Annotated in this window: 23 protein-coding genes and 3 pseudogenes; 7 read left to right on the forward strand and 19 right to left on the reverse strand. The window is 68.4% G+C overall.

The annotated features are described in order from the left end of the window. Positions 1-161 precede the first annotated feature (161 nt). Complete coding sequence (locus ACSMXO_RS29065) at positions 162-365, reverse strand: helix-turn-helix domain-containing protein (RefSeq protein ID WP_455419329.1); 204 nt, start codon at positions 363-365, stop codon at positions 162-164. A 407-nt stretch (positions 366-772) separates the two neighbouring features. Here ACSMXO_RS29065 and ACSMXO_RS29070 point away from each other — a divergent pair, with 407 nt between their 5' ends. Then, positions 773-1,003 carry a hypothetical protein gene (locus tag ACSMXO_RS29070; protein WP_455414642.1) on the forward strand — a complete coding sequence of 77 codons (231 nt, stop codon included), beginning with the start codon at positions 773-775 and terminating at the stop codon, positions 1,001-1,003. A gap of 325 nt (positions 1,004-1,328) precedes the next feature. Here ACSMXO_RS29070 and ACSMXO_RS29075 read toward each other — a convergent pair whose 3' ends face one another. Genes ACSMXO_RS29075 through ACSMXO_RS29090 form a run of 4 tightly spaced genes read right to left on the reverse strand, consistent with a single transcriptional unit; the run spans position 1,329 to position 4,838 of the window. Next, positions 1,329-2,549 (reverse strand): ABC transporter permease, encoded by a 1,221-nt coding sequence (locus ACSMXO_RS29075; RefSeq protein WP_455414643.1) that lies wholly within the window; start codon positions 2,547-2,549, stop codon positions 1,329-1,331. Next, positions 2,546-3,232, reverse strand: a complete 687-nt coding sequence (locus ACSMXO_RS29080) for an ABC transporter ATP-binding protein (RefSeq protein WP_346262979.1) — start codon at positions 3,230-3,232, stop codon at positions 2,546-2,548. Before ACSMXO_RS29080 ends, ACSMXO_RS29075 begins: the two co-directional genes overlap by 4 nt. Then, on the reverse strand, positions 3,229-4,317 hold the full coding sequence (locus ACSMXO_RS29085) for an efflux RND transporter periplasmic adaptor subunit (RefSeq protein ID WP_455414644.1): 1,089 nt from the start codon (positions 4,315-4,317) through the stop codon (positions 3,229-3,231). The genes ACSMXO_RS29080 and ACSMXO_RS29085 overlap by 4 nt, the downstream gene beginning before the upstream one ends. After that, positions 4,314-4,838, reverse strand: coding sequence for a hypothetical protein (locus ACSMXO_RS29090; RefSeq protein WP_455414645.1), 525 nt, complete (start codon positions 4,836-4,838; stop codon positions 4,314-4,316). Before ACSMXO_RS29090 ends, ACSMXO_RS29085 begins: the two co-directional genes overlap by 4 nt. Positions 4,839-5,025: 187 nt before the next feature. Between ACSMXO_RS29090 and ACSMXO_RS29095 the strand changes: the two genes are divergently transcribed. Together ACSMXO_RS29095 and ACSMXO_RS29100 are read left to right on the forward strand one after the other, a co-directional pair. Then, entirely contained in the window at positions 5,026-5,679 is a 654-nt protein-coding gene (locus ACSMXO_RS29095; protein ID WP_455414646.1) for a response regulator transcription factor, read from the forward strand. 7 nt (positions 5,680-5,686) lie between these two features. Next, a complete protein-coding gene (locus ACSMXO_RS29100) occupies positions 5,687-7,018 on the forward strand; it encodes a sensor histidine kinase (RefSeq protein WP_455414647.1) in 1,332 nt (443 codons plus the stop codon). A 287-nt stretch (positions 7,019-7,305) separates the two neighbouring features. Here ACSMXO_RS29100 and ACSMXO_RS29105 read toward each other — a convergent pair whose 3' ends face one another. The 7 genes and pseudogenes from ACSMXO_RS29105 to ACSMXO_RS29135 all read right to left on the reverse strand — a co-directional run bounded on the left by ACSMXO_RS29105 (position 7,306) and on the right by ACSMXO_RS29135 (position 12,835). Next, positions 7,306-8,370: a hypothetical protein gene (locus tag ACSMXO_RS29105; RefSeq protein ID WP_455414648.1), complete on the reverse strand. Its 1,065-nt coding sequence runs from the start codon at positions 8,368-8,370 to the stop codon at positions 7,306-7,308. 467 nt (positions 8,371-8,837) lie between these two features. After that, positions 8,838-9,521 (reverse strand): hypothetical protein, encoded by a 684-nt coding sequence (locus ACSMXO_RS29110; protein WP_455414649.1) that lies wholly within the window; start codon positions 9,519-9,521, stop codon positions 8,838-8,840. Positions 9,522-9,603: 82 nt separating this feature from the next. Then, positions 9,604-9,933: a helix-turn-helix domain-containing protein gene (locus ACSMXO_RS29115; RefSeq protein WP_455414650.1), complete on the reverse strand. Its 330-nt coding sequence runs from the start codon at positions 9,931-9,933 to the stop codon at positions 9,604-9,606. 101 nt (positions 9,934-10,034) lie between these two features. Further along, positions 10,035-10,727 carry a hypothetical protein gene (locus ACSMXO_RS29120; protein WP_455414651.1) on the reverse strand — a complete coding sequence of 231 codons (693 nt, stop codon included), beginning with the start codon at positions 10,725-10,727 and terminating at the stop codon, positions 10,035-10,037. A gap of 9 nt (positions 10,728-10,736) precedes the next feature. Further along, a complete protein-coding gene (locus ACSMXO_RS29125) occupies positions 10,737-11,312 on the reverse strand; it encodes a hypothetical protein (RefSeq protein ID WP_455414652.1) in 576 nt (191 codons plus the stop codon). Positions 11,313-11,550: 238 nt separating this feature from the next. Continuing rightward, positions 11,551-11,966: pseudogene (locus ACSMXO_RS29130) on the reverse strand (IS5 family transposase); the annotation flags it as partial. Positions 11,967-12,085: 119 nt separating this feature from the next. Next, positions 12,086-12,835 carry a class I SAM-dependent methyltransferase gene (locus tag ACSMXO_RS29135; RefSeq protein ID WP_455414653.1) on the reverse strand — a complete coding sequence of 250 codons (750 nt, stop codon included), beginning with the start codon at positions 12,833-12,835 and terminating at the stop codon, positions 12,086-12,088. Between the two features lie 61 nt (positions 12,836-12,896). Between ACSMXO_RS29135 and ACSMXO_RS29140 the strand changes: the two genes are divergently transcribed. Together ACSMXO_RS29140 and ACSMXO_RS29145 are read left to right on the forward strand one after the other, a co-directional pair. Further along, a complete protein-coding gene (locus ACSMXO_RS29140) occupies positions 12,897-13,535 on the forward strand; it encodes a TetR/AcrR family transcriptional regulator (protein WP_455414654.1) in 639 nt (212 codons plus the stop codon). Positions 13,536-13,572: 37 nt separating this feature from the next. Next, positions 13,573-13,782, forward strand: a complete 210-nt coding sequence (locus tag ACSMXO_RS29145; protein ID WP_455414655.1) for a DUF1348 family protein — start codon at positions 13,573-13,575, stop codon at positions 13,780-13,782. A 200-nt stretch (positions 13,783-13,982) separates the two neighbouring features. Here ACSMXO_RS29145 and ACSMXO_RS29150 read toward each other — a convergent pair whose 3' ends face one another. Further along, complete coding sequence (locus tag ACSMXO_RS29150; protein ID WP_455414656.1) at positions 13,983-19,538, reverse strand: fibronectin type III domain-containing protein; 5,556 nt, start codon at positions 19,536-19,538, stop codon at positions 13,983-13,985. 250 nt (positions 19,539-19,788) lie between these two features. Here ACSMXO_RS29150 and ACSMXO_RS29155 point away from each other — a divergent pair, with 250 nt between their 5' ends. After that, complete coding sequence (locus ACSMXO_RS29155; protein ID WP_455414657.1) at positions 19,789-20,499, forward strand: hypothetical protein; 711 nt, start codon at positions 19,789-19,791, stop codon at positions 20,497-20,499. Positions 20,500-20,757: 258 nt separating this feature from the next. Beyond that, on the forward strand, positions 20,758-21,321 hold the full coding sequence (locus ACSMXO_RS29160) for a hypothetical protein (RefSeq protein WP_455414658.1): 564 nt from the start codon (positions 20,758-20,760) through the stop codon (positions 21,319-21,321). On the opposite strand, the gene ACSMXO_RS29165 is transcribed toward ACSMXO_RS29160, so the two are convergent. The 6 genes and pseudogenes from ACSMXO_RS29165 to ACSMXO_RS29190 form a co-directional block, all read right to left on the reverse strand. After that, complete coding sequence (locus ACSMXO_RS29165; RefSeq protein ID WP_455414659.1) at positions 21,276-22,151, reverse strand: hypothetical protein; 876 nt, start codon at positions 22,149-22,151, stop codon at positions 21,276-21,278. The two genes, ACSMXO_RS29160 and ACSMXO_RS29165, sit on opposite strands and share 46 nt — an antisense overlap. 236 nt (positions 22,152-22,387) lie before the next feature. Then, complete coding sequence (locus ACSMXO_RS29170) at positions 22,388-22,777, reverse strand: VOC family protein (RefSeq protein WP_455419330.1); 390 nt, start codon at positions 22,775-22,777, stop codon at positions 22,388-22,390. A 221-nt stretch (positions 22,778-22,998) separates the two neighbouring features. Beyond that, positions 22,999-24,063 (reverse strand): annotated as a pseudogene (locus tag ACSMXO_RS29175) (hypothetical protein); the annotation flags it as partial. Next, positions 24,052-24,600, reverse strand: a pseudogene (locus ACSMXO_RS29180) (IS5 family transposase); the annotation flags it as partial. The pseudogenes ACSMXO_RS29180 and ACSMXO_RS29175, both read right to left, overlap by 12 nt. Positions 24,601-25,116: 516 nt before the next feature. Next, on the reverse strand, positions 25,117-25,809 hold the full coding sequence (locus tag ACSMXO_RS29185) for a hypothetical protein (protein ID WP_455414660.1): 693 nt from the start codon (positions 25,807-25,809) through the stop codon (positions 25,117-25,119). A gap of 139 nt (positions 25,810-25,948) precedes the next feature. Further along, a complete protein-coding gene (locus ACSMXO_RS29190) occupies positions 25,949-26,683 on the reverse strand; it encodes a hypothetical protein (protein WP_455414661.1) in 735 nt (244 codons plus the stop codon). Positions 26,684-26,818: the final 135 nt, after the last annotated feature.

Here is a 26,818-nt window from a genome sequence, read left to right on the forward strand (position 1 = left end):
GAACATAACAAGCGGACAGGCTGGGAGGTGGACCCGAACCGGGCACGCTCCGTGCCACGTTGGCTGACCCACTCAGGTCGAGGTGCCGGCGCGTCGGCCGACCCGCACATCCCAGCCGGCAGCGGACAGTCCGGCGGCGACCGGGCCCGCAGCGGCCGCCGTTACTGGCTCGGCTCGCCACCACCGAGCAGGAGGGTCACCTCGGCGAGGTCGACCTGCAGCAGGTCGGCCAGCCGCTGACGGTCGTCCGCATCGTGCAGCGGCGCCCGCCCGTTCTCGACCGCGTAGTACGCCCTGCCGACGGTCTGCAGGTGCGACGCGACGTCGGTGTGGGTGAGTCCCAGTCGAGCGCGCAGTGTGACCAGGGTCCGGGGGGGGTGTCCGCCCTGAGCAGGTCAAAGACGTCGGCGACGCCGACCGCTGCGGCCAGACGAGCGAGCACCATCACCCGGGGTGTGCCCTGCTCGTAGCTGATGACCCGGATCCGCTCCGTCTCCACGGCCCGCGCCCACTGATCGCGGGTGAGGCTGTCGGGCGTGGCACCCTCCGCGGCGAGCTTCGCCTCCAGCAGCCTGACCGCCAGGTCCCGCTGGCGCAGGCCCGCGCGGTTGCGCGTCTGCCAGCCGCTGCGGATCAAACCACTCGATCGCACTGTTGCCACCCGCAGGACCTCCCCGCCTCTGTGCTGCTGGGACAAGGATGCCGCACTGGCCTCGGGAGCGGGGCGGGCTGCCGGTGCCTGTATTTCAGGCCAGCGTGCGCGGGCCGCATCATGAGCACGCCGCAGCCGAACATGACCACCAAGAACACATGCGGCCTCCCCACCTCCGGCCAACGCGCCGCACTCAACGCCGCTCTGTTCACCGACAACATCGAGACAGGCTTCTGGGACGACCAAGGCCGACCCGCGCCCTGGCCCGACGATATCGACGAATGGACGCCCGCCACCAGTGACCTGGCAGACCAAGCGATTGGTTCAGTCGAACACCTGCCGCGTCGTTGAGCCGCCGTTCGCCGTCACCACCGCAACTAATCGCGGCGGCGCGCGCCGGAAGGGATGTCCCGTCCGGAAGAAGAACGAGGGTCCGAGGCGACGGTCGGCCTGGCCGCTTCGCCGCTGGCAGCAGTGGCTCCAGCACCGCCCACTGGGCGTCGGTCAGGTCGAACCGCCTCCTCACCGCTAGGGTGTCCACGAGGTCTCCGGTTTCAGGTTCTGCTTGGTCGCTAAACCACCTACCGGAGACCTCGCTACATCTCGACCACCGACACGCGAAGACCCTCACGCAGTTCAAGCCCTGGCACCGACTTCGACACACGGCCTAGCCGTGTCACGGGATGGCCAGTGCTTCGGTCGGTGCTAGGCGGGATGCGCGGACGGCGGGGTAGAGGCCGGCGATGGCGCCGATGACGAGGGTGGCGGCGAAGCCTCCGGCCATGACCCAGGCCGGGACGACGGTGGGCCAGTGCTGGGTATGGGCGTAGGTGGTGGTGACGGCGATGCCGAGTAGGACGCCGCCGGCGCCACCGAGGACGCACAGCAGCAGCGCTTCGGCCAGGAACTGGAGCCGGATCTGTCCCCGCGTCGCGCCGAGCGAACGGCGTAAACCGATCTCCGCTCGGCGTTCCAGAACGGAAATCACCATCGTGTTGGCCACGCCGACACCACCGACGAGTAGGGCGACGGCGCCGAGGCCGAGTAGCAGGCCGGTGAATGCTTGGTCGGTGGCCTGCTTCGCGGCGAGCGCGTCGGAGGGTCGGGATACCTGGACCTCGTTGGGATGCTGCGGGTTGGCGGTGGCCGCGAGCACCGATCGGACATCTTGCACGGCGTCCTCGCGGGTGCGGGTGTAGACGGTGGTGGCGTGGCCGTCGAATCCGAGTAGGGCTTGCGCCACCGGCCAGCCGATCAGCGCGGCCGAGTCCAGTTCCGGCGCCAGCTCCACCGGGTGGAGGATGCCCATGACGGTGAACCAGTGTCCGCCGAGCCAGATCTGCACGTCGGAGCCTGCGGCGCCGATGCCTAACCGCTGCGCCGCCACGCTGCCCAGGACGACGCCCGGGTAGCGGGCGGTGGCCTCGTTGAGCCAGGCGCCGTCCGCCACGCGGGCCCCGACGGTGGCGGGCAGGTCGGTGCGAGCCGCCAGCACGGCCAGACCGCCGGACTGTGCGGTGGGGACGCGGTCGTTGCGGTAGACCTTGGCGCTGGTCACAGCTCCCGTCGCGCTGACCGACGTCACCGGCGAAATGCGGCTGATCATCGGGATCGCCTCGTCGGGTAGGTACGACGCGTCGCCGGACAACGTTTTTCCGGGGCCGGCGGTGAGCAGGTTGGTGCCCAGCCGGTCCAGGGTCCGTCGCAGATCGGCCTGGCTGGACGCGGAGATACCCACCACCGCCACCATGGCGGCGATGCCGATCGCGATGCCCAGGGCGGACAGGAACACCCGCGTCGACCGGGTACGCAATCCCGCGCTGCCGACGCGGAGCACGTCGCCGGGACACAGCCGCCGGGCCCGCAGAGCGGGCCGCTCATCCGTCACGAGGCTCATCGGGCCGGCACCTGCGCGTCGGTGACGATCTGGCCGTCGCGCATCTCGACCCGGCGCGGCAGCTGCGCGGCGATGTCCCGGTCGTGCGTGATGATCACGACGGTGGTACCCGCGGCGGCGAGTTCCCGGAGCAGTGCCATCACTGCGGCCCCGGTGGCGGTGTCGAGGTTTCCGGTCGGTTCGTCGGCCAGCAGCAGCGCCGGTTCACCCACGACCGCCCGGGCGATCGCCACCCGTTGCCGTTCGCCGCCGGACAGCTCGTGCGGTAGGTGGTCCAGCCGGTGCGCCAGACCCACCCGGTCCAGCGCCGTCCCGGCTCGGCGGCGGCGCTGGCGTACCGGCACCCCCGCGTAGAGCAGCCCGTCGGCGACGTTGTTGAGCACGCTGACCCCCGATGCCAGGTGGAACTGCTGGAACACGAACCCGATCCGGGCCGCCCGCAGCGCCGAGACCTCGCGGTCGGACAGCCCGGCCACGTCGTACCCGTCGACCCGCACGGTGCCGCCGGACGGCCGGTCCAGCGTGCCCATCAGGTTCAGCATGGTGGACTTGCCCGAACCGGACGGGCCGACCACCGCGACCAGGTCGCCGTACCCGATGCGCAGCGACACTCCGCGCAGCGCAGCCACCCCGCCCGGGTAGACCCGGCTGGCCCCGTCGAGCGCGACCACGGCCCGGCTCACTTCGGCACCCCCACCACGGTGCCCTCGGTGATCCCGTCGCCGCTGACCTCCACCCGCCCCCCGGCGAACATCCCGGTCTCGACGGCCACGATCCGGGTGGTGCCGCCTTCGACGACCTGGACGCCGTACCCGCCCTCGGCGAGCGCGAGCAACGCGAGAATCGGCACTGTCAGGACGTCCTTGTGCTGGCTGGCCACGAACGTGACCGTGACGGGACTCTCGTCCAGCGAGCCGAGCTTCTTCTGGTCAGCGATGGAGACGATGACCTCGATCGTGGTGGTCGTCGACCCGCCGCTGCTGCGCGTCTGGGTCTCGGCCACCCGACTGACGGTGGCCACGGTACCGGCCACTGTGGACCCATCCGGCAGCTTCACCGTCACCTTCGCCCCCGTCTTGGCCAGACCGCGCTGGGCCAGCGCCAGGTCGACCGACACCTGGCGGGTGGTGCCGGTGTACGTCAGCACCGGACCGCCGGCCGGTGCGCCGATCTCCGCCTTGCGCTCGGCGACCCGGATCGCGCCGGGCGCGTAGACTACCGCCTCCGCCGTGACCGCCCCGGTCTTGGTCAGGCCGAGATCGTCCTGCCAGTCCTTGATGGCCGCGACCGTCGCGGAGCTGTACGTGTCGTCCACCGTGAAGCCTCGGTAGCCCAAAGCGGAGAGATTCTGCTCCAGCTGCTTGACGTCGCGGCCGGCGACGCCCGATGTGAGGGTCCGGTACATCGGGACCGAACCGTACAGCAGCACCGCCGGCTTTTCGTCCACTTTGTACACCGTCTTGCCGCGCTCTACTGTGGATCCCGATGTCGGCAGCCAGGTGATCCGGCCACCGCCCTGGCCGTTGACGGACGTCGCAACCCCGTAGCCGAGGGTCCCGTCGACGTCCGCGGTCTCGGTGAGCGTCATCCGGGTGACCTTGGCCGTACCAGGGGGCATGGTGCTGGCCGCCGACGTATCGGGCGTGCCGCTGCCGAACCCGAGCGCCGCCGCCGTCGCGCCGCCGACGGTCAGTAGGACAACCGCCGACACGACCACCATGCGCGTCCGGCGACGGCGCCGCCGGGCGCCGACCGTACCCTCGTTCATGAACCCGCCCCCGGGCCGTCCGGGCGCAGGTCGTTGCACGCCTTCTCGGCCGCCTCGTAGGTGGCGGACTCCGGGTCAATGCCAGCGCTGCGGATGTCCATGAGACCGTCCGCGGCCGGATCCGGGAAGCTGGCGACGCCCTTGTCGCGCATGCACTGCGCGAACTTGCGCAGTTGCTCGACCTCCTCCGCGCTCGGCTGCCGCAGTTCGCCACCGTCGGGCATGTACTGCCGGCAAGCCTCGGTAGCGGCCTTCACCTTGTCCTTGTTGACCGCGTCGCCCTCGCCGAGAAAGCCCTCGCCATCCGGGCCCGGATCGGACATGTCGATGCCCTGATCACGCATGCACTGGGCGAACTTAAGCGCCCGCTCATCGCTGGACACGCTCGCCGTCGCCGTGGGCGTCGCACCCGCGCCCCCGCCATTCGCGGTCGGGATGTCGCTGCCCTTCTGCGAGCCACAGGCAGCCACCGCGAGCACCAACGCGGGGATGACCGCAGCCAGACCTAGTCTAGTCCTCATGGACTCACTCCTCAGGTGTGTCGGCCGGAACCGCCCGGCGCGACCCGTAAAGGTCTATCGGTGACGCGGTTTCGGGAAGGTTTCATAACCAACGACGAGCCGGTCGACAGCAACCGCCTCGCAACGCCGAAACCTCACCGAAACCACGGCGGGGGGATGCTGAGGAAACGCGGAGAGGGGCACGGCGGTGCGGGTACTGGTGATCGAGGACGACGCGGAGATGGCCGAGGCGATCGCCGTTGGGCTGCGCCGGGAACGGATGACCGTCGATGTCGCGCTGGACGGCCGATCCGGCCTCGCCCGCGCGATCGACAACGACTACGACGTGATCGTGCTCGACCGGGATCTTCCCGGCCTCCACGGCGACACTCTTTGCGAGCAGTTGGTTGCGGACGGTATACGTGGGCGCATCCTCATGCTCACCGCCGCAGCGTCGAACGACGACCTGGTCGACGGGCTCGGGTTGGGCGCCGACGACTACCTGACCAAGCCGTTCGACTTTCCCGTGCTGGTCGCCCGGATCGGCGCGCTCGCCCGGCGCGCCCACCCCGCCGTACCTCCGGTTCTCCGCCACGGCGACGTGGTCGTCGACACGGCACGCCGCCGCGCGTATCGGGGGGAACGGCAGGTGGAGCTCACGCCCAAGGAGTTCGGGGTGCTGGAGGTGCTGCTCGCCGCGCAGGGCCGCACGGTCTCCGCCGAGGAGCTCCTGGAACGGGTGTGGGACGAATTCGCCGACCCGTTCACCAATGCCGTCAAGATCACTATGAGCCGTCTCCGTGGCAAGCTTGGTGATCCGCCGATCATCGAGACCGTGGCCAAGTCCGGCTACCGGATCTGAGGTAACCATGCGCATTCCTCGCCCGCATCTGCCGCGGCGCACGGTGCGGATCCGGCTGACCCTGCTCTACGGCGGACTCTTCCTGCTCTGCGGCACCGGGTTGCTGGCCACGACCTATGTCCTGGTGAAGCACGCGAACGCCGGCATCGTCCTGAACAGTCCGGACGGCGTCGCCGTTGTCGGCCAGGACGGGAGCATCCTCGTGCCCGGGCAGGATGGCGGCGTCCGGCCGCTAACCCCACCCTCGAACGGCTCCCTGACTCCGCAACAGAAACAGGCCGTGCACGAACAGCTCGTGGAGCGGGGAACGAAGCAGCTGGCGGCCCAAAACCACGTGTTTCTCACCAGGTCTGGGATCGCGTTGGCCGTCATGTCCGGCGTGTCCCTGGGGCTCGGCTGGCTGGTGGCCGGCAGGGTTCTGCGCCCCGTACGCACGATCACCACCTCGGCGCGCCGGATCTCCGCCACCAACCTTCACCAGCGACTCGCCCTGCGGGGCCCCGACGACGAATTGAAAGAACTCGGCGACACCATCGACGACCTGCTCACCCGACTGGACGCGTCGTTTCAGTCCCACCGCCGGTTCGTGGCCAACGCCTCGCACGAACTGCGCACCCCACTCGCCCGGCAACGCACGGTGGTCCAGGTCGCCCTGGCAGATCCAGACGCCACCGTCGACTCGCTGCGCACCGCCCATGAACGGGTGCTCAACGCGACGTACCAACAGGAGCGGCTGATCGACGCGCTGCTGACCCTCGCCCGCGGCGAGCGCGGGCTCGACCGGCGGCAGCCCGTCGACCTGGCCAACCTGACCGGCGAGATCCTCCTCACCCGGGAAACCGAAACAACCCGGCGCGGACTGCGGCTGACCACCCGGCTGACCCACGCCAGCACCGTCGGGGACCCGCACCTGATCGAACGCCTCGTGGGCAACCTCGTCGACAACGCGCTGCGGTACAACATGGCCTCGGGTCGACTCGAGGTGTCGACCGGGACCGTGGCCGGGGCCGCGGTGCTGACGGTGACGAACACCGGTCCGGTGGTCCGAGGGGACCAGGTCTCCCGGTTGTTCCAGCCGTTCCAGCGCCTGGACGCCGAGCGAACCCACCACGACGGCAGCCTCGGCCTCGGGCTCTCGATCGTGCAAGCGATCGCCACCGCGCACGAAGCCACCATCGCGGCCCACCCACGCCCCGAGGGCGGTATGGAAATCATCGTGACCTTCCCGAGCGCCGAACACGCGGTCGCCGCCGGCGCCGCCCCGGGCTCACGGTCGCGGAACGGAACTGACACCGGCCAACCCAGACGCAAGGCTGCCTCAAGCACGGCCCCTCGCTAGCCGGAACCTCCCCGACCTCCGCCCAACCCGTCTATGGCGGCCGATCGCCGCGCGGCCAGACAAGTGTGCTATGTCGGCTCTACGGGATACCACTGCAACAGATAGTGGCCGCAGCCGCCAAGATCAGCTGCGCGGATCTGCCGCTGTCTGTGCGCGGTTGCGGTCCCGGATCAGCCAATGGATAGATCGTTTATGGCGGATCGGCTGTGAGCGGCGGTGCGGGCGGCGTACGGCTGCCAGTCGCCGGCGGCGGCCCGCTGCCAGGCGACGGCGCTGCTGATGCCGAGTCAGCGGGCGAGCATGGCGGCGGGGAGTTCGACGGCAAGTTGGAACAGCGCGGCGGTGCGGGCGGTGCGGGGCGACACGCCGATCGCTGCCAGTCGCTTGCGCAGCATGTCGGCGCTGATCGGCTGCGTCCACGGTCGGCCCGGGAAGATCCATGGTGTGTTGGCGCGTTCCGTGCCGGCGCGGTCGGCGGACAGCTTCATGATCAAGCTGGCGAGGGTCGGTGGTAGGTCGATCGGTGTGGTGCCGAAGGTGATCCGGGCACCGCCCGGCGTGGTGTGGACCTGGTCGAAGCGCAGGGTGCGGATGTTGGTGGCGGTTTGGGCGTAGAGGACGACGAGCAGGCCGGCGATGCGTGCCTCGGTGGGCAGTGTCTCGTCGTGGAGGAGACGGCGTGCTTGGGCCCACCGCTGTTCGTGGTCGACGCGGTCTCGGGGTCCGGTCCATTGCAGCACGGGTAGCGCGACGGTGGTGAGCCGTTCTTGGCGGGCCCAGCGCAGGAACGCGCCCAGTTCGGCGCGGCGGGCGACCTGTGGGGTGGCCAGCCACTGGTCGACGTCGGCTTGGCGCAGGTCGGCCAGGGACCGGCCGGCGGTGGCGAGGGTGGCCAGGACGGCGGCCGCGGCGTTGACGTGCTCGCGCGCGGTGGCGGCCTGTCCGGTGGTGACGGGGGTGTGCGGGCCGGTGCGGGCCCGTAGCCGGCGCAGTTGATGCCAATGGGCGTAGCGGTGCACGACCCGGCGCTGCTGGGGGTCACCGATGTCGGCAAGGGTGCGGTGCAGCCATCGTTGGAGGCGGTTGAGGTGCTCGTCGTGTGCGGGTAGCACGCCGGCGGCCACCAGGACGCGGCGGAGGTAGCGGACAGTGTTGGTGTCGTCGAGCTGGTCCAGGCCTTGATGGGTGGCCGGGACGGTGCCCTCGGCCAGCGCACACAGGAGCGCGCGGGCGGCCGGGCGGCGGGCCAGCCAGCGTCCGACCCGGTCGGGCCGGTCGGCGCCTTCCCACCACGCCAGCAGCGGCCGCAGGTGCGGCCGCACGTCGCCCTCGGCGGTCAGCAGCGCCCGCACCCCGGCGCTGAGGCGACAGTGAGCGCAGTCACCCGCGGATGGACGCGGCCGGCCGCAGGTCGGGCATTCGCGGCGGGGAGACCCGCCGGGTCCAGGGAGGGTGCACTGGAAGCAACGTGGTTCGGTCAGGGTTCCGCTGTGCGGGGCCTCGATCTGCCCGCAGCCGCCGCAGCGCAGCCGGCGGGCGGCGCAGTTGCGGCAGCGGGGCTGCCCGGTGAAGGTCGACCGCTTGCATGGGGCGGTCCGTGCGCACAGCCCGCAGAGCGCAACGGCAGGCGTCTTGCAGGAGGCACAGATCGGCCCCTGCGCGGTGCGGCTGTTCACCGGGCGGCGTTGGCCGCACTGCACGCACGGCTCGAGGTTGGCGGGGTCACGGCTGCGGCACGCTCCGCAGACGGGCTGGCCGTTGTCGCGCGCGCGTTCACCTCGCGGACCCGGCCGCATCGTGCGCACGGTGCGGCTCGTACCTACCGGTCGCAGCGCTGGCAGATGCGCACCCCGTCGACCCATTTCACCAGCGCCACCAATCGGTCGCAGCGCGGACAGGCCGGCCGGACCACCCCGGCCACCCCCGCCTCGGTGAGCAGGTCGATCAGCCGGATCACCGCCTGCACCGGCGCTTCGGCACCGCTGCCGTCGAGTAGACCGGGATTGCCGGTCACGGCAGCGACCAGAGCGCGCTGCTGTGCCGGCCGTGGCGCGGCCTGGCGCGCCGCGCCCAGCACCAACGCCGATTCGGCCCTCGGGTCGATGCCCTGCACCGCGGCGACCAACGCGGCCCAGTCGGGCTCGATCGCCGGTCGGCAGCGCGGGCAGCTCCACCGGCCGTGCTCGTCACGCATGACATCCGTCCGGTGCCGCCGGCAGCCGGCACATTGCCGCGGTGGGTTGAGGCAGGGTTGGCAGCGCCATGACGGCCCGCGCACCGACGGCAGCGCCCGCGTGCACGCGGGTGTGCCGCAGCTGGGTGCGGCCACGGCGGCCGCGCCGGTGCGGCGTAACGCCAGCAGCAGTTCGCCCATCACCTGCGGCGCCGGTGGGTGGCCGTCACGTAACACCTCCGGCCGGGCCGCCAGCGCCCGCTCCAGCTGGCGCAGCCGCCGATACGTCGCCGCGACCGAGCGCACCACCTCCAGCACCACGGGCATCACCGAGTCGGGGTCCGCGGCCCCACCCGTTCCACGATCGACTCCAGCAGCGCCACCGCCGCCAGCGACGTGTCCACGCCTGTGCTCACGCGTCGATTCCGCTGATCCGGGCCCGTTTCGGCCGCAGGTCCCCGAGTTGCCCTTCGGCGCCGGCCGCCTTCCGCGGCCGGATCTGTTGGGCCGCGGCGACCGGTTCGATCAGGTCGTCCATGCCGCAATCGAGGATGTCCAGCAGCGCCATCAGGATCCGCAGGCTCAACCGCTCCGGCCGCTCCACCACCAACCGATACACCTGACTCGACGACAAGGCGATGCCCCGCACCGCCAGCGGCTCGATCAAATCCGTGGTCGAGAACATGCCGCGCGCCGCCATCACCTGCCGCAGATGCCACCGATAGTCCAGCTTCCCCGCCATCACCCCTCCAACCGGTCAGGCCCCGCCCGTGGCGAACGCCAGCGCCAGCGCCGCCCGCAACGCAGAGTTCATGAAGTCGTCGCTGACATGCTCTGGCGGAGTCAGATATTGCAACAGTCTGAATGCCTCGGATTTGCAGTCAACGGAGGATGGGACTTCGAGTTCTCCGCATCAGGTGATGTTGTCGTCGAGTCCGGCGATTGCTGTGATGTCCTCCTGGGACATGTGCAGGACCGTACGATCTCCTTGGCGAGCACCGGATGTGGGTTCAGGTGTCCGCTGCGAAGCATGTGGATGGTCGACATCGATCGATAGGTTTGCCGTGCCATGTCCTTGACTGGGATTCCGCGCAGGTCCATCAGCCTGGTGAATACCTTTGCGAATGGATGAGGTTCCAGCTCGCCAGGGGGTGTGTGCGCGGGACCGAGTACTGTGTCGCCGATCTTGGCTTGGAATCGGATCAGTCGGTCACTTTCAAACCTGACCTTCGCGACGAAGGGCAAGGTCTCACCGCTGTCGGCGTTGACGGTGCCTGGTACGGATACCTCGGTAAATCTTGTGTTGGAGCGGTCGTGATCGCTCGCGATCTCCAGAGGGAGTCCGGGCTCGACGTGGGTGACCTTCCAGTCGCGGTTCCACCATGGCAGATCCTGCAACATACGGTTGAAGAAGGCGGGCAGGGCGGCGAGATCCACCGGATCCGGTGGGGATTTCTGACCGGGGACAATGACGGCCGGCCAGTATGTCAGTGCCGCAATCACGTCTGTGCTCAGCGTGTGGGTGGCGGGACTCATCGGCAGAGCCTACTGATCGGGCGCATCGGAATCGGAACCCGTGAACGCCGCCCGCGGGCTGCTGCGGCGGCTGACTTCTGCCGCGTAGTTCGTCCAGTCGCCGCTGCTGGCGCGTTGCCAGGCGACGGCGACGCTGATGTGGATGCCGAGCATGCGGGCGAGCAGGGCTGCGGGAAGTTCGGTGGCGAGCGCGAACAAGGCGCTGGAGCGGGCTCGTCCGGAGTGGATGCCGAGTTGGCGCAGTCGTTGGGTGAGCTGGGCCGGGCTGATCGGGCGGCCGGGTTGCCCGCCGGGGAACAGCCACCGGGAGGTTCCTTCGTCGCCGATCGCGGCGTGTCCGCGGCGGGTGGTCACGAGCTGGCGGACGAGATCGGCGAGGGGTTCGGGCAACACGATGGGCTCGCGGCCCAGCCGCAGCCGCACCGGGTCGTCACTGGCTTGGATGTGATCGAGGGTGAGGCGGCTGATCGTGGAAGGCCACTGGGCGTAGAGCAGCACGAGCAGCCCGGCGACGCGGTCCTCGGGTTTGAGGACGTGATCGTGCAGCAGTCGCCGGGCGTGTTCCCAGCGGGCCTCGGTGTCCAAGGTGTCGGCGGGTCCGTCCCACCTGGCTGCCGGGAACTCGAGGCGGGTCAGCCTCTGCTGATTGGCCCACCGGACGAAGTGGCCGGCCTCGCGGCGATGGGTAGCCTGGTCGCTGCTGAGCCACGTTTCGAGGTCACCCTGCCGGCCAGTTCCCAGCGACAGCTCGCGGGTTGCGAGCCAGTCCAGCAGCGCGATGGCGGCCTTGACGTGTTGTTGGACGCCGACGGCTTGTTGGTGGGTGCACCTTGGTGGTCAGCCCGCCTCGTGACCTGCCGAGACCTTGGACCGTGCGGGAATCCTGCGCGGTGAGCCCCCTTTGCGAGCGCCAGCGGCGTGTTGGTGGGCGCGAACGATGGTGGAATCGATCTGCCCGCGCCAGTCCAGGTCACCAGCGGCGTCGGCCTCGGCCTGCAGGTGTTGCAGGATCCGGTCCCAGGTGCCGTCGGCTTCCCACTGCGCGAACCGGTGGTAGCAGGTCTTGTAGGGGCCGTACCGGTCCGGGACCTGGTGCCACTTCGCGCCGTTGTCGATCCGCCACAGGATCCCGTTGATCACCTGACGGTGATCCCGCCACCTACCACCCCGTTGGGGCGCCAGGGAAGGCAGCAACGGCTCCAGGCGAGCCCACTCGTCATCAGTCAGATCACCAGCCACGCCCAGCACAACGACCGAGAAGATCCGTCAGATGCGCTCTAGGGAATCCAGCGAGATCACCTACCCGGTCCCGGGATGGACTAGGATGACCGTGGAACGAATCAGCAGGTCAGAGCCCCTCACCGGGACCGGGCGACACCACGTGGGATGATCCACGAGAACCTTGCCACAAACCTACAGAAACCCGCGACCGGAGATTGCTGGGCGTCGCGGCGCAGCGTGAACCAGAAGGTCGGCACCGAGTTGGTGCCCGGTGTGACGTCGAGTAGTTCCCAGCCGGGGAACCTGGCGCGGAGCTCGTCGGCTGTGACGCCTGCCGCCCACGACGTGACCTCGGGGATCGGATTGCCGAGCGGCTCGGGGCCGTACCCGAACATCAGCAACCGTGCTCCGGGAGCGGCGCGGTGGGTGAGCCCGGCGGCGTAGGCGTCGCGGCGGTGCAGCGGGACGCCGCAGTAGCAGCTCAGGTCGAAGAACAGGTCGAAGGGGCCCGGCACGTCCAGCTCGTCGAGGCGGGTGGCGTCTCCGTGCAGCAGCCGTACCGCCACTCCCGCCGCCGCAGCCTTCTCCCTGGCCTGGTCGACGGCGCGGTCGATCAGGTCGACGGCCGCCACCTCCCAGCCGTGCCGTGCGAGGTAGGTGGCGTTGGTCCCCGTGCCGCAGCCGAGTTCGAGGGCGCGGCCGGGCGGCAGCGCCCCGTGCCCCTCTACCAGGGCGACCAGCTCAGGCGGCGTCACGCCGGTGTCCCACGGCGGCTTGCCGGTGCGGTAGTAGCCCTCCAGTGCGCGGTGGACGGACTCCTCCTCCGGGTCTCGCTGCATCGAGGCCAGGTCCGGTTCCGGCTTCTGGGTGGCGTTGGGCTGGCCCATCGTCTCCTCCAAGAATCTAGAGTTGAACTCTAGTGACGGACTTTAAAGATAGACTCGCAATATGGACAAGGTCAAGCGGCCGGACAAGCGAGCCGAGCGCTCACGCCGCACCCGTGAAAAGGTCGTCGAGGCGGCTCGCGAGCTGTTCGTCGCGCAGGGTTACGGGGCGACGAGCCTGCAGGAGGTCGCGGACCGAGCGGGCGTGGCCGTCCAGACGGTCTACTTCGTCTTCCGCAACAAGCGCACGCTGTTCAAGGACGTCATCGACACGTCCATCGCCGGGGACACCGAGCCGGTCGCCACCATGGATCGTGAGTGGTTTCGCGCCGCGTGCGCCGAACCCACCGCAGCCGGGCAATTGCGCGCGCACGTCCACGGCACCCGCGAGATCCTGGGCCGGGTCGCCCCGATCATGCCGCTGATCGCGGCTGCCGCAGCCACCGACCCTGAGATCGCCGCACAATGGCCGGACGGCCCCGACCCGCGTTACACGGTGCAGTACGCAGCGGCCGAAGCCCTGGCCGGCAAGCCCGACACCCGTCCCGGCCTCTCCATCGAGATGGCGGCGGACCTGCTGTTCGGCCTACTCAGCCCGCAGCTCTACCTGATCTTCGTCCGCGACCGCGACTGGTCACCGGACACGTGGGAAGAGTGGGCCCGCACCGCCTTGACCTCCCAACTCTGCGCCGACCCCGGCTAGGGCGTGTCCTGTCGATCATGAGTCGGCGGTCCTGGTCATGGCATGCTTCTGTCGTGTACTGGACCGAGGATCGCCGGCGTTTCAAGCGTACGGGAACGAGAACTGGGAGTTCGACGAGGAGGGCCTGATGCGGGTTCGCCTGGCCAGCATCAACGACCTGCCGATCAGGGAGTCGGAGCGGAAATACCACTGGCCGCTCGGGCGCCGTCCCGACGACCACCCGGGACTGAGCGACCTTGGGCTCTGACGGCGGCCGGCGAAGTGGAGTCCCGTGATGGTGGTACGGCAAGTCCTGAACGGGCTGAGTCAACCCTCGTGCGACATGCACGCCGTCCGTACCATCAAGCCGGTGCTCCGGTTCCCGGACTGAACCGGTCACCCGTCAGCAGCTCCTACACGTCCGGCATGTCCGACGACCGATGGTCACGGTGAGTGCTGACGGCGCGGTCAGAAGCAGGGGGTTTCGGCGATGAACGGATAGATCCCGGCTGGTGAGTACCGGGAGAACCGGCCGTAGATTCCGCCGCTGTAGGTGACCGAGCCGGCGCCCCACACCGTGACCCGATACATCCGTTGTGGGTTCATCCGATAGCGGAAGGTGAGCGCGCCGCCGGTAGCGCCGCCGGTCTCGTAGGCCAAGGTGTCATGCGCGACGGTGTAACCCTCCGTGCAGTCGATGATGAGGTACCAGAAGATTCCATCGAGCAGGGTCTTGCCGTTGTTGGTCCGCCAGCCGCCGTTGACCCGGAGGTAGTCGCCTTCCCGGACGCCCTGGACCGTCCCGGTGACGTCGTAGCGCTGGACCCAACTCCTTCCATCGTTGGAGGTGACCCAACTGCTGGTGACCGACGCGGACCGGCTCGTCCCGCTCGCCCAGCGCGGCAGCGCGGTGACGATGTTGGTGCGGTCGCTCTCCCCGGAGAGGTTGACCGCGGTGACCTTGAAGTCGTAGTAGTGGCCGTTGGCCAGATAGCCTGCGGTCAGCGAGGTGCCGCTGATCGGGTACGGCAACCGCTCCCACCAGCCGTTCAGCGTGGCGTTGCGCTGATAGATGTAGTAGTAGACATTCGGCGTCGGGCTGGCCGACCAGGTCAGCTTGACCTGGCCATCCCCAGCGGTCGCCCGCAGGTTCGAGGGCGGTTTCGGGAACGGCGGCATCGGGCGGGCACTGTCGACGTTCGACGGGGAGCTGTCTCCGGCGAGGTTCGTCGCCCGGACCCGGAACTCGTACGTCGTGCCGCTGATCAGGTATTTCTGGGTGAACGAGCAGCACGAGTCGAGCGGGTACGGCAGCCGGGTCCACGAACCACCGGCCTTGCGGTACTCGATGAGGTACCACACGTTCGGGGTGGGGCTCTTCGACCAGGTCAACTTGACCATGCCGTCTCCGGCGTTGCTCGCCGAGAGGTTCGACGGCGGCTGCGGGAACGGCGGCAGCGGGCGGGCACTGGCCACATTCGACGGCTCGCTGTCCCCGGCCGCGTTGTTGGCCCGGACCCGGAACTCGTACGTGGTGCCGTTGTTGAGCAGGTTCACGTCAAAGGTGCAGCAGCCGTCGAATGGATACTTCAACCGGATCCACGAACCGCCGGCCTTGCGGTACTCGATGAGGTACCACACCCGTGGGGTGGAGCTCGCCGTCCAGGCCAGCCGCACCTGGCCGTCCCCAGCGGTGGCCCGCAGGTTCGTCGGCGGCTGCGGGAACGGGGGCAGCGGCGTCGCGCTGACCACATTGGATGGATCGCTCTCCCCGGCGGCGCTGGTCGCGGCGACCTTGAACTCGTACCGGTCGCCGTTGTTCAGGTACTCCATGGTGATGGTGCAGCAGTCGTCGAGCGGGTACGGCAGCTTCTTCCAGGACTGGTTCTCCGAAACGTTGCGGTAGTAGACCATGTACCCGACCCCGCTGGTCGGGCTGGCCGTCCAGGTGAGCCGGACGATCCCGTCCCCGGGGGTCGCCTTCAGATTCGACGGGGGCTGGGGGGCGATCCCGATCGCTGGTGCTTGAGCCGGGGCGGAGGCGGGCCCCTCACCGGCAACGTTCTCGGCGGACACCTTGAACTCGTACACATGGGTGTTCGTCAGGTATTGCCAGGTCGCCTCGGTCTGGTCGGTCGGAACCTCCGACCTGCGGAAGGTGGTCTCACCCGCCGTGACGTCCCGCCAGTAGACCCAGTAGTACAGGTTCGGCCCGGGCGCGTCCCAGGTGAGCCGGATCTGGAGGCTGCCGGAGGGGAAGGCCCGGAGGTTGGTGGGGGCCCCCGGCAGGGCTACCTGACTGCGGGCCTGCACCGGAGTCGAGGCCGGGCCCTCACCGGCGATGTTCTCGGCGGACACCTTGAACTCGTACACGTGGGTGTTCGCCAGGTATTGCCAGGTCGCCTCGGTCTGGTCGGTCGGAACCTCCGACTTACGGAAGGCGGTCTCCCCGGCGGTGACGTCCCGCCAGTAGACCCAGTAGTACACGTTCGGACCCGGCGCGTCCCAGGTCAGCTTGATTTCGCCGGTGTCGAGCGGCTCCAGGCTCAGGTTGGTCGGTTGTCCCGGCAGCGGTGGCATGGGCCGGGCCCGGACCACGTTGCTCGGGACGCTCTCCGCACCGCGCAACGCGGTCACCCGGAACTCGTACTCGTGCCCGTTGGCCAGGTAGAGGCCGTTGGCCGTGCAGCACTCCGAGGTCGGGACCGCCCAGGGCCGCCACTCCTCGTTCTCGGTGGCGTCGCGCTGATGGACCTGATACCAGACGTCCTCGGTCGCTGACGGATCCCAGGTCAGGAGCACCTGGCCGTCCCCGGGGGTGACCCGCAGGTTGGTCGGGGGAGCCGGGGCGTCGAACGACGCCGTCGCGCTCGCCGGGGCCGAGGCCGGCCCCTCGCCGCCCCGGTTGGTGGCACTCACCTTGTACTCGTAGGTGTGGCCGTGGGTGAGGTAGCCGGCCTCCATCTGGCAGCAGGCGGTGATCGGCAGCGGCAGCTTGGTGAACTCGGTCTCGCCGAGCGTGACATCCCGCTGGTACATCCAGTACCACGCGTCCGGCTGCGCCTCGTCCCAGGTGAGTTTGATGGTGCCGTTGCCCTGTGCGGTCGCGGTCAGGTTCGCCGGTGCCGGCGGTGGCGCGACGGTCGACGTCGCACTGACGATGTCGGAATCCGGTCCGATCGCCATGCTGTTCACCGCCGCCACCGTGAACTCGTAGGCGTGGCCGGGGATGAGGCCGCTCGCGACGGCGGAGGTCCCGGTGTAGACGTCCGTGTCCCACGCCTTGAATTCCGGCTGCCCGGCGGTCACGTCCCGCTGCTTGACCCGGTAGCGGAGCCCCTCGCTGTCGACCGGCTGCCAGGCCAGGCCGATCGTGCCGTCATCGGCCGGGGTGGCGGTCAGCCCGGTCGGCGCCTCGTCCAGCGGCGGGGCGACCCGCAACAGCAGGTTGGGTGAGCCCTCGCCGGGATTGCCCACCACGCCCTCCTCGGCCTGGCCGACGAGCGCGGCGGCTACCTGCTCCGGGCCGTAGGTGGGGTGCGCCTCCAGCAGGAGGGCGGCGGCGCCGGCCACATGCGGGGCCGCCATCGAGGTGCCGCTGAGCGCTTCGGCCGCGTCGTCGGCGGCCGAGCTGGCGGAGTAGATGTCCGCGCCCGGGGCGAAGATGTCGACGCAGGTACCGTGATTGCTCCCGCCCTGCCCCTCGACCCAGCGCTCGTCGCCGGTGTCGGTGGCGCCGACGGTGATCGCCGAAGGGGCGTCGGCCGGCACTCGGCCACAGGCGTCCGCGTTGCTGTTGCCGGCGGCGGCGACGACCGTCACACCGGATCCGACCAGACCCTCGACCGCGGCACGGACCCGGTCGCTGTCGGTTCCGGTCGCCGCCATGCTAAGGCTCAGATTGGCGACCGCCGGACGTTGCGCGTGCTTGGCCACCCAGTCGAGGCCCGCAGTGATGTACGTCGCGTCGACGGTGTCGCCGCAGGTGATCTGGACGCTCACTATGCGAGCGTCCTTGGCCACGCCGAACTCCGATCCGGCGGCCGTGCCGGCGACGTGGGTGCCGTGGCGGGAGCAGTCGGGATTGGCGGGATTCGCCAGGAAGCTCTTGCCGAGCGAGGCACGACCGCCGAAGTCGGTGTGGCTGTGCCGGACGCCGTTGTCAACGACGTAGATCGTCACGCCCGTACCCGTGCCGGGGTAGACATACCTACCGTCGACGTTGCCGGAGATCCGGGCGAGTCCCCATGGTGCGTCCTCCTGCACGCCGCCGGAGTCGATGGTGCCCGTCCGGGTCTCCTCGACGAACTCGACCGCTGGGTCGGTGGCCAGTTGCCGGGCCTGGGCATCGGTCATACCGCTGACCGAGAAGCCACCGAGGACCGCCGAGTAGACGTGTCCCAGCGCACCGCCGTACCGACCGACCAGCCGAGCCGCGATGGCGCCGATGCCGTGCTCGCCGGCCGCCGCGTTGTCCCGCAGTTCGACCAGGTAGGACCCGGTGACAGCGGTACCCCCCGGCGCGGTCTGGAAGCTTCCCTGCTCGGGCGGCCCGGCCCGGCCGGTCACGGTCACTGGTCCTGATCGGGTGCTCTCGCCGTTGGCGTTGACCGCCGCGACCGAGAACTCGTACACGTGGTTGTCTTCGAGGCCCTCGCCGGTGAAGGAGGTCCCCACCAGGTCTTGCGGGAGCCGTACCGGGTGGCTCTGGCCGAACGAGACGTCCCGTCGGTAGATCCGGTACGCGGTGGCGCCGGCTGAGGCGGTCCAGGAGAGCCGCGCCCTCCGCTCCTGGTCGGCGGTGCCGGTCAGCCCGGCCGGGGTCGGCGGCAGCATCGCCGGCTCGGGCGTCGGCCGGGGCCAGTCGACCTCCACGAACCGGGGCCGGTACAGGCGCGCGTCGGCCCGGTTGTCGGCGTCCGCCAGGCTGTTGACGTTGTACGACACGAGCAGTTTCCCGGACCGGGCTAGCTCGGGGTGGAAGCGGGCGTCGTAGACGATGATCTCCCGACCGGGCTGCGGCTCGGGCGCCCGGAACAGGTGGATCGGGCCGGTGAACGGGCCGGTCGGCGACGTGGCCGTGTAGGCGACGACCTCCGAGTTGAAGACCAGGTTTCCATCCACGGTGACCATGACGTACTGGTCACCGATCCGCTGTACGCCGAACGCCGTGCTCGTCCCGCCCATCAGGCGAGCGGCCTCGGACTCCTGCGACGACCAGCCGGTACCGGTCCAGAACTGCCACGGGCCGGCGAGCTGGCCGGCGGCGACCTTCGCCAGGTAGACCGACTTGACCGGCCCGGCATCGTTGAGCAGGCTCGCGCCATAGATGTACGTGGTGGCGCCGTCCTCCAGGATCGCCGAGCCCCAGGCGATCCGGTCCGCGAGCGGCAGCGGGGTCAGCGATCGCAGGGTCAGCGCCGGCAGGTCGAAGGAGGCCAGCGCGGTGCCGGTGATCCGCACGTCGAGCGAGTGCGAGCCGGTACGTTGATACCGGTTGTAGAGGACCTGGAGCGTCGAGCCCTCTACCGTTCCGTCGGCCACCCAGTGCCCGATCTCACCCGGAATGACATCGGTTCCGGAACCGACCAGTGACAGCGGTTCCTCGGCGGTGCCGCCGGTGCGGGTCTCCACCAGCTCGGCGCCGTCCTGGACGACCATCGAGTTGTGGATCATCGGCTGCCAGTCCGGCCGGGACCCGTCCGCGTTGACCGGGCCGACGAAGGTGTCCGAGAAGAGCCAGACGGTACGGCCATCGGGAAGCCGGACCGAGGCGGTGCTGTCCCCACCGTTCCACCGGCCGCTGGTGTCGCCGTACGTGTTGAATGCCTCGTTGAGCTGCGCGGCGGACAGGCCACCGGCCGGCGGCGGGTCGGCCTGGGCCACTGCCGCGTACGGCACCAGCATGGTCAGCGTGGCGGTCAGGACGGTCAGGGCCCGCCGGGCCGAGACGCGGGGCCGGCCGCCACCGGCAAGGGCGGCCATCACGGGGAGTCCACTGTGGTTCGACAGCTCAGGAGACACGCGGTCATGGTGAGGTATCGAAGGTCACTTTGTAAAGGAATCCTACGCCGCACGTGTCATAGCGGTAGGTAAGCTCCAATCAGAACCCCTGCGGCGCCGCACCTTCGTCACGGGCCCGAGCAACACCTCGGGCATTGAGGTGGAAGTCAACTGCCCGGGCGTAGAGGTCAAAGCCGTGGTGTCCATGGAGAGCCGGCTAGCCATCCAACGGGACCCCTTGGACGGGCACCGGTTCCGCTTCACGCTCCCCATGACCCGGACGCCGGTCAATGCCACCCAGCCGACCATCCAGATCTGGAGCCCTGTGGAACGGCCGGTCGGCATCGAATTCAATCTCGTGCACAACGACCCGGACCGTGTGGCTGGGATGTGGCTCAACTCGCCATGGCCAACGAACGAGGTACGGTCGCAGATCCACCAGGCGTCTGCCATGCACACCATCCTGAACGCCTCCGGCCTGAAGGCCGCTGCCGCCGCCAAGGGCCACCGCTGGTTCCTCCAGGGCTTTGAGACCAACAACACCCTGCACGCCGATGCCCCACCACATTGGAACCTCAGCTACAACTCGGGTCCGAGCTTCAGTTACCCCACACACAACGGGCACTACTGGCTCAACAGCCAGGCCGCCAACTTCTACAACGGCATGGACGTCACCGGCCTGGGCCGCCTGAAGTACTACGTGGGTGACCCGGCGCCCATTCACGACTTCGCAACCGACGCCAACGGCGGTCGCGGCGACCTGGTCGCCACCACAACCATCCTCGAGGACGGCGGCCTCGACATCGCCCCACCCTCCGGCCCGGTCTACGCGATCGCCGCCGGCCGGGACGGCACTCTGATCGAGGAGGACGGTGCTGCGCGACAACCAGCCGTGGCTGCGCGTAGCGACCGAGGACCGTTACGAGGTCGGTATGACGACCGTGAAAACCACCAACCTGCGGGACGAGGTGCCGCGGAGTGACCTCCGGATGTTCCACTACGACCCGCTGACCGGCATGCTCACCAAGGCGCCGTGACGGGAGGTCGGTGCACTGGCGATCAGTGGCGAACTACCGGCCACGACTGTTACAAGCCGTGGGCCACAGTCGCTGAGCGCGGCGATCGGCGTCCGGCTCGCCGGCCGGGCCACCGCCGCTGCCCCGACGACCCCGCAGGCGATCGCCGTCGACGGTAAGACCCTGCGCGGCTCCCGCACCACCGACACCGCCGCCCGCACGTGATGACCGCATGCGACCAGATCACCGGTGTGGCCCTGCGCAGCATCGACGTCGACGGCAAGACCAACGAGATCACCCGGTTCGCACCACTGCTCGAACAGATCAGCGACCTACACCACACCGTAATCACCACCGACGCCCCGCACTGCCAACGCGAGCACGTCACCTACCCCACCGAACACGGCGCGCACTGGATCCCCACCCGTCAAAGGCAACCAACCCCACCTGCACGCCCAACTCACCGCACCGGCCTGGCCGGCAGTCCCGGACACCACCCGCGACACCGACCGCGGACACGGCCGCCGCGAGATCCGCACCCTGAAGATGCCGACGATCTCCACCGGCATCGACTTCCCGCACGCCGCCCAAGCCATCCAGATCCGCCACCGCAGACGGCGCCTTACCGGCGATCATCTGCCGCGCCTGGAAACCCCAGCTCACAGCATGTGCGACGAATTCTGGCGCGACACAAGGGCGGTACCCAACCAGATAACCAACTCTCCGAGTTATCGAGGGAAGATCACTTCGTCGGAGCGATGGTCGGCCCGGCGGCGATGATCTGGTAGTTCATGGCTGCTCGCTCCTCGTCGCTTACCTGATAATTCTTCGCCGCAGTCACCATGGCTTCACCTGCGTCTGTCAGGTTACGGCGGGTTTCGTGCAAGATATCAGCGAGCTTCTCCGTAACCTGGTTGAACACCGGAATCGACTGCGGGAAGAACGTGCTCAGGGAGCCCGGGACCTGGCAATCATCCATATACCTTGCCGCCAGGCCGTATTGCTGCGCGGCGGTCGGCAGGTTATGGGTTCCGGCCTTGCCGAGTTCGACCAGGTTGGCGACGGTCTGATTCTTCCCGCCGGGGCGTTCCAGGAGATCGAGCTGCCGGTATGCCCCTGCGTTGAGGCCTGGCGTCGGCGCCTTCATCTGGCTGCCAAGATCATGAAAACTGGAGATATCTTCTCGCAGTCCTGTGGCCACCAGCCCGTCCTGGTCGGCGATCCACTCTTCCAGGCTCTTCAGCGCGTTCTCCGCGCTAACTATGACGTTCATTGGCGAACTGTTTGGAGCTAGGGCCAAGACTTGCAGCTCTGGCTCCGTACTTCCGTGTTTCGCCACGCCGTAGAGGCCGCTGCCCAATCCGACAACGCCGAGGATGAGCGCACCCCCGCCGGTGGCGAACAGACCGATGACGCCCGTGATAATACCGACGGTCTCGACCATGGTCTTCCCCGGCATGTCCTTCGACGTATCGGCGAAGCCCAGCTCGCCCTTCGGCTTCGATACGCCGTCCAATGCGGCCAGGCAGCTTTCGGCGACGAACTCGCGCTTCTGCTGGCGGCCACCTGGAAAGCGGCTGCCGCGGTGGCCATCTCTCTGGCGTAGAACCGCTGGCACTTCGACGCCCGATCGAACGGCTCGAGGAACCTCTTCTCGAAGTTGGTGGCGGCATCGCCGAGCCACAGGCCTTCGTTAATCATTTTGGCGACTTGCTGCACGTCTTCTTCTGCGGCGAAAACACACCCGTCCACCGTCCCGCCGATGGGCCGGGCGTGCGGCCCGCCACCGCCACTGGCGTCGGCCAACTGGTCGACGACCGCCGCTGACCCGTGGCTACCCGCAGCCGTCCAAGCTCAGCGTTTCTGCACGAACTTCACCTGGTGACCGTCGGGATCGCGGACCCACGCGTAACGCAGCCGTCCATCAGGCGAGTCCATCGGCGCGACCACGCTCGTCGCCCCCGCCCGCATCGCCCGCTCGTAGAACACGTCGACGTCCTGGCCCCACAACACAAGCTCGGTCGACGGGCTACCAACAGCCGCCACCCCAAGACCGACAAGAGCGTTGGCGACCTGTGCCGACGTAAGCCCTATCCGGATACCAGCAGCCTCGACCTCGACATGCTCGACCGGGCCGACGCTCGGCGCCCGGAAAGCCTCCACCAGTCCCAGCCGAGTGTAGAAGGACAAGCATCCGTCCACATCAGCGCAGAACAGATTGACCTGTACCTGGGCAACCGTCATCACGTCATGACCCTTCCAACACGCTCAGCGATAGTGTCTTCCAAGCGGTGCCAACGGCTCGGGACACAGGCACTGATCCGGTCGTGATGTTACGTGGGCCCCAGCCGCACCAACATCCTCGGGCAGCAGGCGTCTGCGTGTCGCGGCAACTGACCGGTCGGCAACAGCCGGCTTCCACCTGGTTACGAACGCGCACGCCGCCTCAACCCCCAAGCCTCCGGCCGCCCGAACTCGTCGTAGATGGTGTCGGTGACGACCCGATCACCGCTGCCGCCGAGGGAGATCGACTGGGTCTGTCGGGGGCGGAGCAGGCCGTCGAGGATCTGGTACGAGGTGATGTAGTTGCCGTCCGGATTCAACGTCTGCGACTGGACGTACGGGTAGGCGTCACGACCGGACGCGAAGGTGTAGCTGTACTGGGCGGAGGGTTTGGTCGGGTTGTCGGTTCTCGACCAGCCGAGCTGCCACACCTTGGCGACCCGGCCGAGGGCGTCGTGCTCCGCCTCCCCGGTGCTCTTTCCGTTGGGGTCGGTGGACTTGGTGGTGGAGCCCCAATACGGGTTGTAGTCCTCGCTGGTGACCCAGTTGTACGGCGCCGGGCCGGTGGTGGTGGCTTTGGTTACCGGTCCGCCGATGGTCGGGGTGTAGGCGGTGGTGGTGACGTTGCCCTTGAGGTCGGTGTTGGTGAGCTGCCGTCCGGTGCTGTCGTAGGTGGCCTGGGCGACGGTGTGCCACGCCGTTCCGGTGGCGCGGGCCCAGTCCTTGAGCTCCTCGGTCTTTGTCACCGATCCGAACTTGGGCGCGGTGTCGACGCTGGTGGCGCCGTCGTAGTAGCTGCGCGCGTCGGTGATCACGTCATCGACGCTGGTCGGCAGCGTGCCGCAGGTCAGCGCGGTGGTGGTGGTCTGCTTGACGAGTTGGGTGAGGTTCTTGGTGGGGTTGCGGTTGTAGCTGTAGGTGACGCACTTCTCGTCGCCGGTGACGGCGATGTCGCCGTCGTCCTGGAACCAGTTGATCGTGCCGTAGGTGTGGTCGAAGTTCTGGTTGCCTCGGGAGACGCGCCAGCCGCGGTCGCCGTCGACACCGAGTGCAGTGGCGGTGTAGGTGGTCTGGGTGTCGGTGAAGCGGGCCTCGACCAAGTCGCCGTTGATGGTTCGGCTGGCGGTCGGATTCGAGCGCCACGGAACGTGGACGGTCTTGGAGACCGGTTTGCTGGTGACGCCGTTGTAGACAATCTGCTCACGGATCTGTCCGGCGAACTGGTCCTCGTCATAGACGGTTTCGGGGTAGGCGGCGGTGGCCTGGTCGAGTAGGTCGATGCCGATGGTGTTGTCGCTGGCGCTGGCGGCGGTGACGATCACGGCCAGCGGGAGACCGAGGGTGTCGGTGATGATGCCGCGTTTGCGGCCTACGATCTTCTTTTCGGCGTCGGTGCCCTGTGTGGACAGTGGGACGTTGGTGGAGGTCTTTACGCTTTGGCTGTCCATGATGGATGCGGTGGGGTGGATGGTGCGGCCGTGGTGGTCGCGTACGAGGCCGGTGAGGTTGTAGTTCAGTTCGGTGAAGATGCCTTCCTTGCTCCAGGCGGCGAAGTAGCCGTAGACGGTCGCGTGGGGCGGGGAGTCGTGGGGTAGGTAGCGCCAGGCGATGCCGGTGCGGTTGACGTACAGGATGGCGTTGAAGATTTCGCGTAGGTCGTGGGTGGGGGTGCGGCCGCTGACGCCGGCGTCGGTGCGGGCCTGTCGCCAGGCGGTCAGGCGGGGCGCGATCAGGGCCCAGCGGGCGTCGGACAGGTCGGATGGGTAGGGTCGCCGTGCGGTCATGGTGCGGTCGTACGGTGTCTGGAGGCCGGCTCGGCGGACGTTATGTCCGCTGGTTCCAGGGCGTACGTGAATCAGACACGATCGCAGGGTGAAACGCGTTGATTCCGGTCAGAGTAGAGCTGGATCGGATGCGTTCATTCCAGGTCAGATCCGGCATTTTGTGTCACCGAGCCGAGATGTGAATCGGCCGCTACCGACGCGAACGCGAAGCAAACGTCCAGTTAGAAGTTCTTGGCACAGGCAGAGGCTCTTGCCGCGCAGTGGCATGGAGGCGCCGCCAGTTGACAGGTATATGCGGCTACGGCACCTCGGGCAGTCCTCGTATCAAACCGAGCGCTGAGCGGTCGGAGGTACGAACGAGCGGCTTGTCCAGGCTGACCGGCACCACGCCTCCTCCGTCGGGTCCGGCCGCCCGGTCAGTGGCGCAGTCGGCGGGAGAGCGCCCGTACGGATCGTTGAAGCGCCACGGAGCACACTTGCCGTAGACGGTGACCATATATTCGACAGTTGGCCTAGCTACCTGAGGCGTGCCGCCAGGCGACGCCGAAGCGGCTTGTAGTCATAGTCGGGAAATAGGTCGGGGAAAACGTTCAGCATGTTGCTCAACCGCTCACCGATACCCCCGAAGTCATCGCCCCGCAACCTCACGTCCGTGAAGAGGTACTGCCAACCGAAGGTACCCTTCGTCACACGAAGCGCTTCCATGTATCCGCGGTAATCCAGGTCCAGTTTCCAAACCCCCCGAGAGCCGTGATCGAACCAGATCTCGGGATTCACCATCCCAGGACCTGGCTGTATGCGTACGGCTGCCAGGGTGCCCACTCCGCTGTCCGGAGTTCCGTCGATGGTCCGCAGCTCGTACTCGAGGTCGGGGTCGTCGATCGGTGACTCCGTCCACCCCAGTTTGGGCGGCGCCTGCTCGATCTCCAGCTGGATACTCGCGATGTGGAACTCTCCCGATATGAAGGGGTACTCCTCCGTGGTCCGCCAGGAGCTGCCTATTCCACTAAACCGCGTGTACAGCTCGCGGAACGACGGATCGAGGTGGACACCATAGTCATCGGCGAGCTCGCTCATGGCTTCCGACGCGTCACCCAGACTGTCGTCGATCGGGTCGTTGTACTCGTTGTACACGTGGATCGCCGGAGAGTTCCTCAGCTCTGCGAGGAGGTCCAGCCACGAGCTTTCCTGAGGAGTGAGGGAAGACATTTTGGTTCCGTTCCATCAGAGGACGTCGGCTCAGTTTCCGAAGGTGACCTTGCCACCCGCCTTTCCTGACCGGCTCGACCATCTCTTGCCGCTCCTTGCGGTTCGCGCCGTTCTGCACCCCGACTTGGGCCACGGCGGCTCACCTGCGTGGTGTGACGAGGGCATCGCGGGAGCCGTCGATCAGGGCCCGTCCGTCGAGGGGCTTGTCCAGGCTGACCGGCACCACGCCTCCTCCGTAGGGTCCGGCCGCTCGGTCGGTGGCGCAGTCGGCGGGAGAGCGCCCGTACGGATCATTAAAGCGCCACGGGGCGCACCTGCCGTAGACGGTGACCGTCACCCGCTCATCGCCCTGGTCGAGGGTGATCCGAGTGGGGAAGAACGGCCACTCCACGTACAGCAGCAGGTTGGTGTCGTCGGGCAGCTTGTCCAGCCCGGTCGGGCGCCCGTCCGATCCGGGCTCCATCGCCTTGTACCCCGTCACCTCGATCGGGAAGACCACGTCCGACCGAAGGCAGACGAAGACCCGCACGGTGCAGTCCGGCGATTCGACGGGATCGCCGACGTAGTACATCCTGCTGCCGGACCCGCCCCACGGCTCGGTCTCCACCCGGGAGGCCGCAGTCCAGTTGACGGTGGCACCGCCCACGACGCTCAGGATGACGAGCGTCACCACGACCCAGAACCTCGCCCAGATCCGTCCGGCGGTGCTCAGCTCGATCCGGTGCCCGTCCTGGTACTGCCACCCCACCAGCGCGCGTTCCTTGCGCCACCAGTAGTCGGGTGCGATCAGTATCCACAGGAACCACCCGAACAGCAGGACGAGCCCGATGTACACCGGCCACCCGACGCGCGTCGACACGTCGATCCGGTCCACGACGCCGAGTATCCCAGAACGGCGCAAATCGCCCGGGTAACCACCGTCAAGATCCGGCGAATCCGCAGGGTAGGTCTGACCAGATCCCCGCGGTGTCGGTCAGACCTCACCTACGAATCGCAGGTCACCGCACCG

It is taken from the genome of Plantactinospora sp. DSM 117369 (assembly GCF_053764795.1).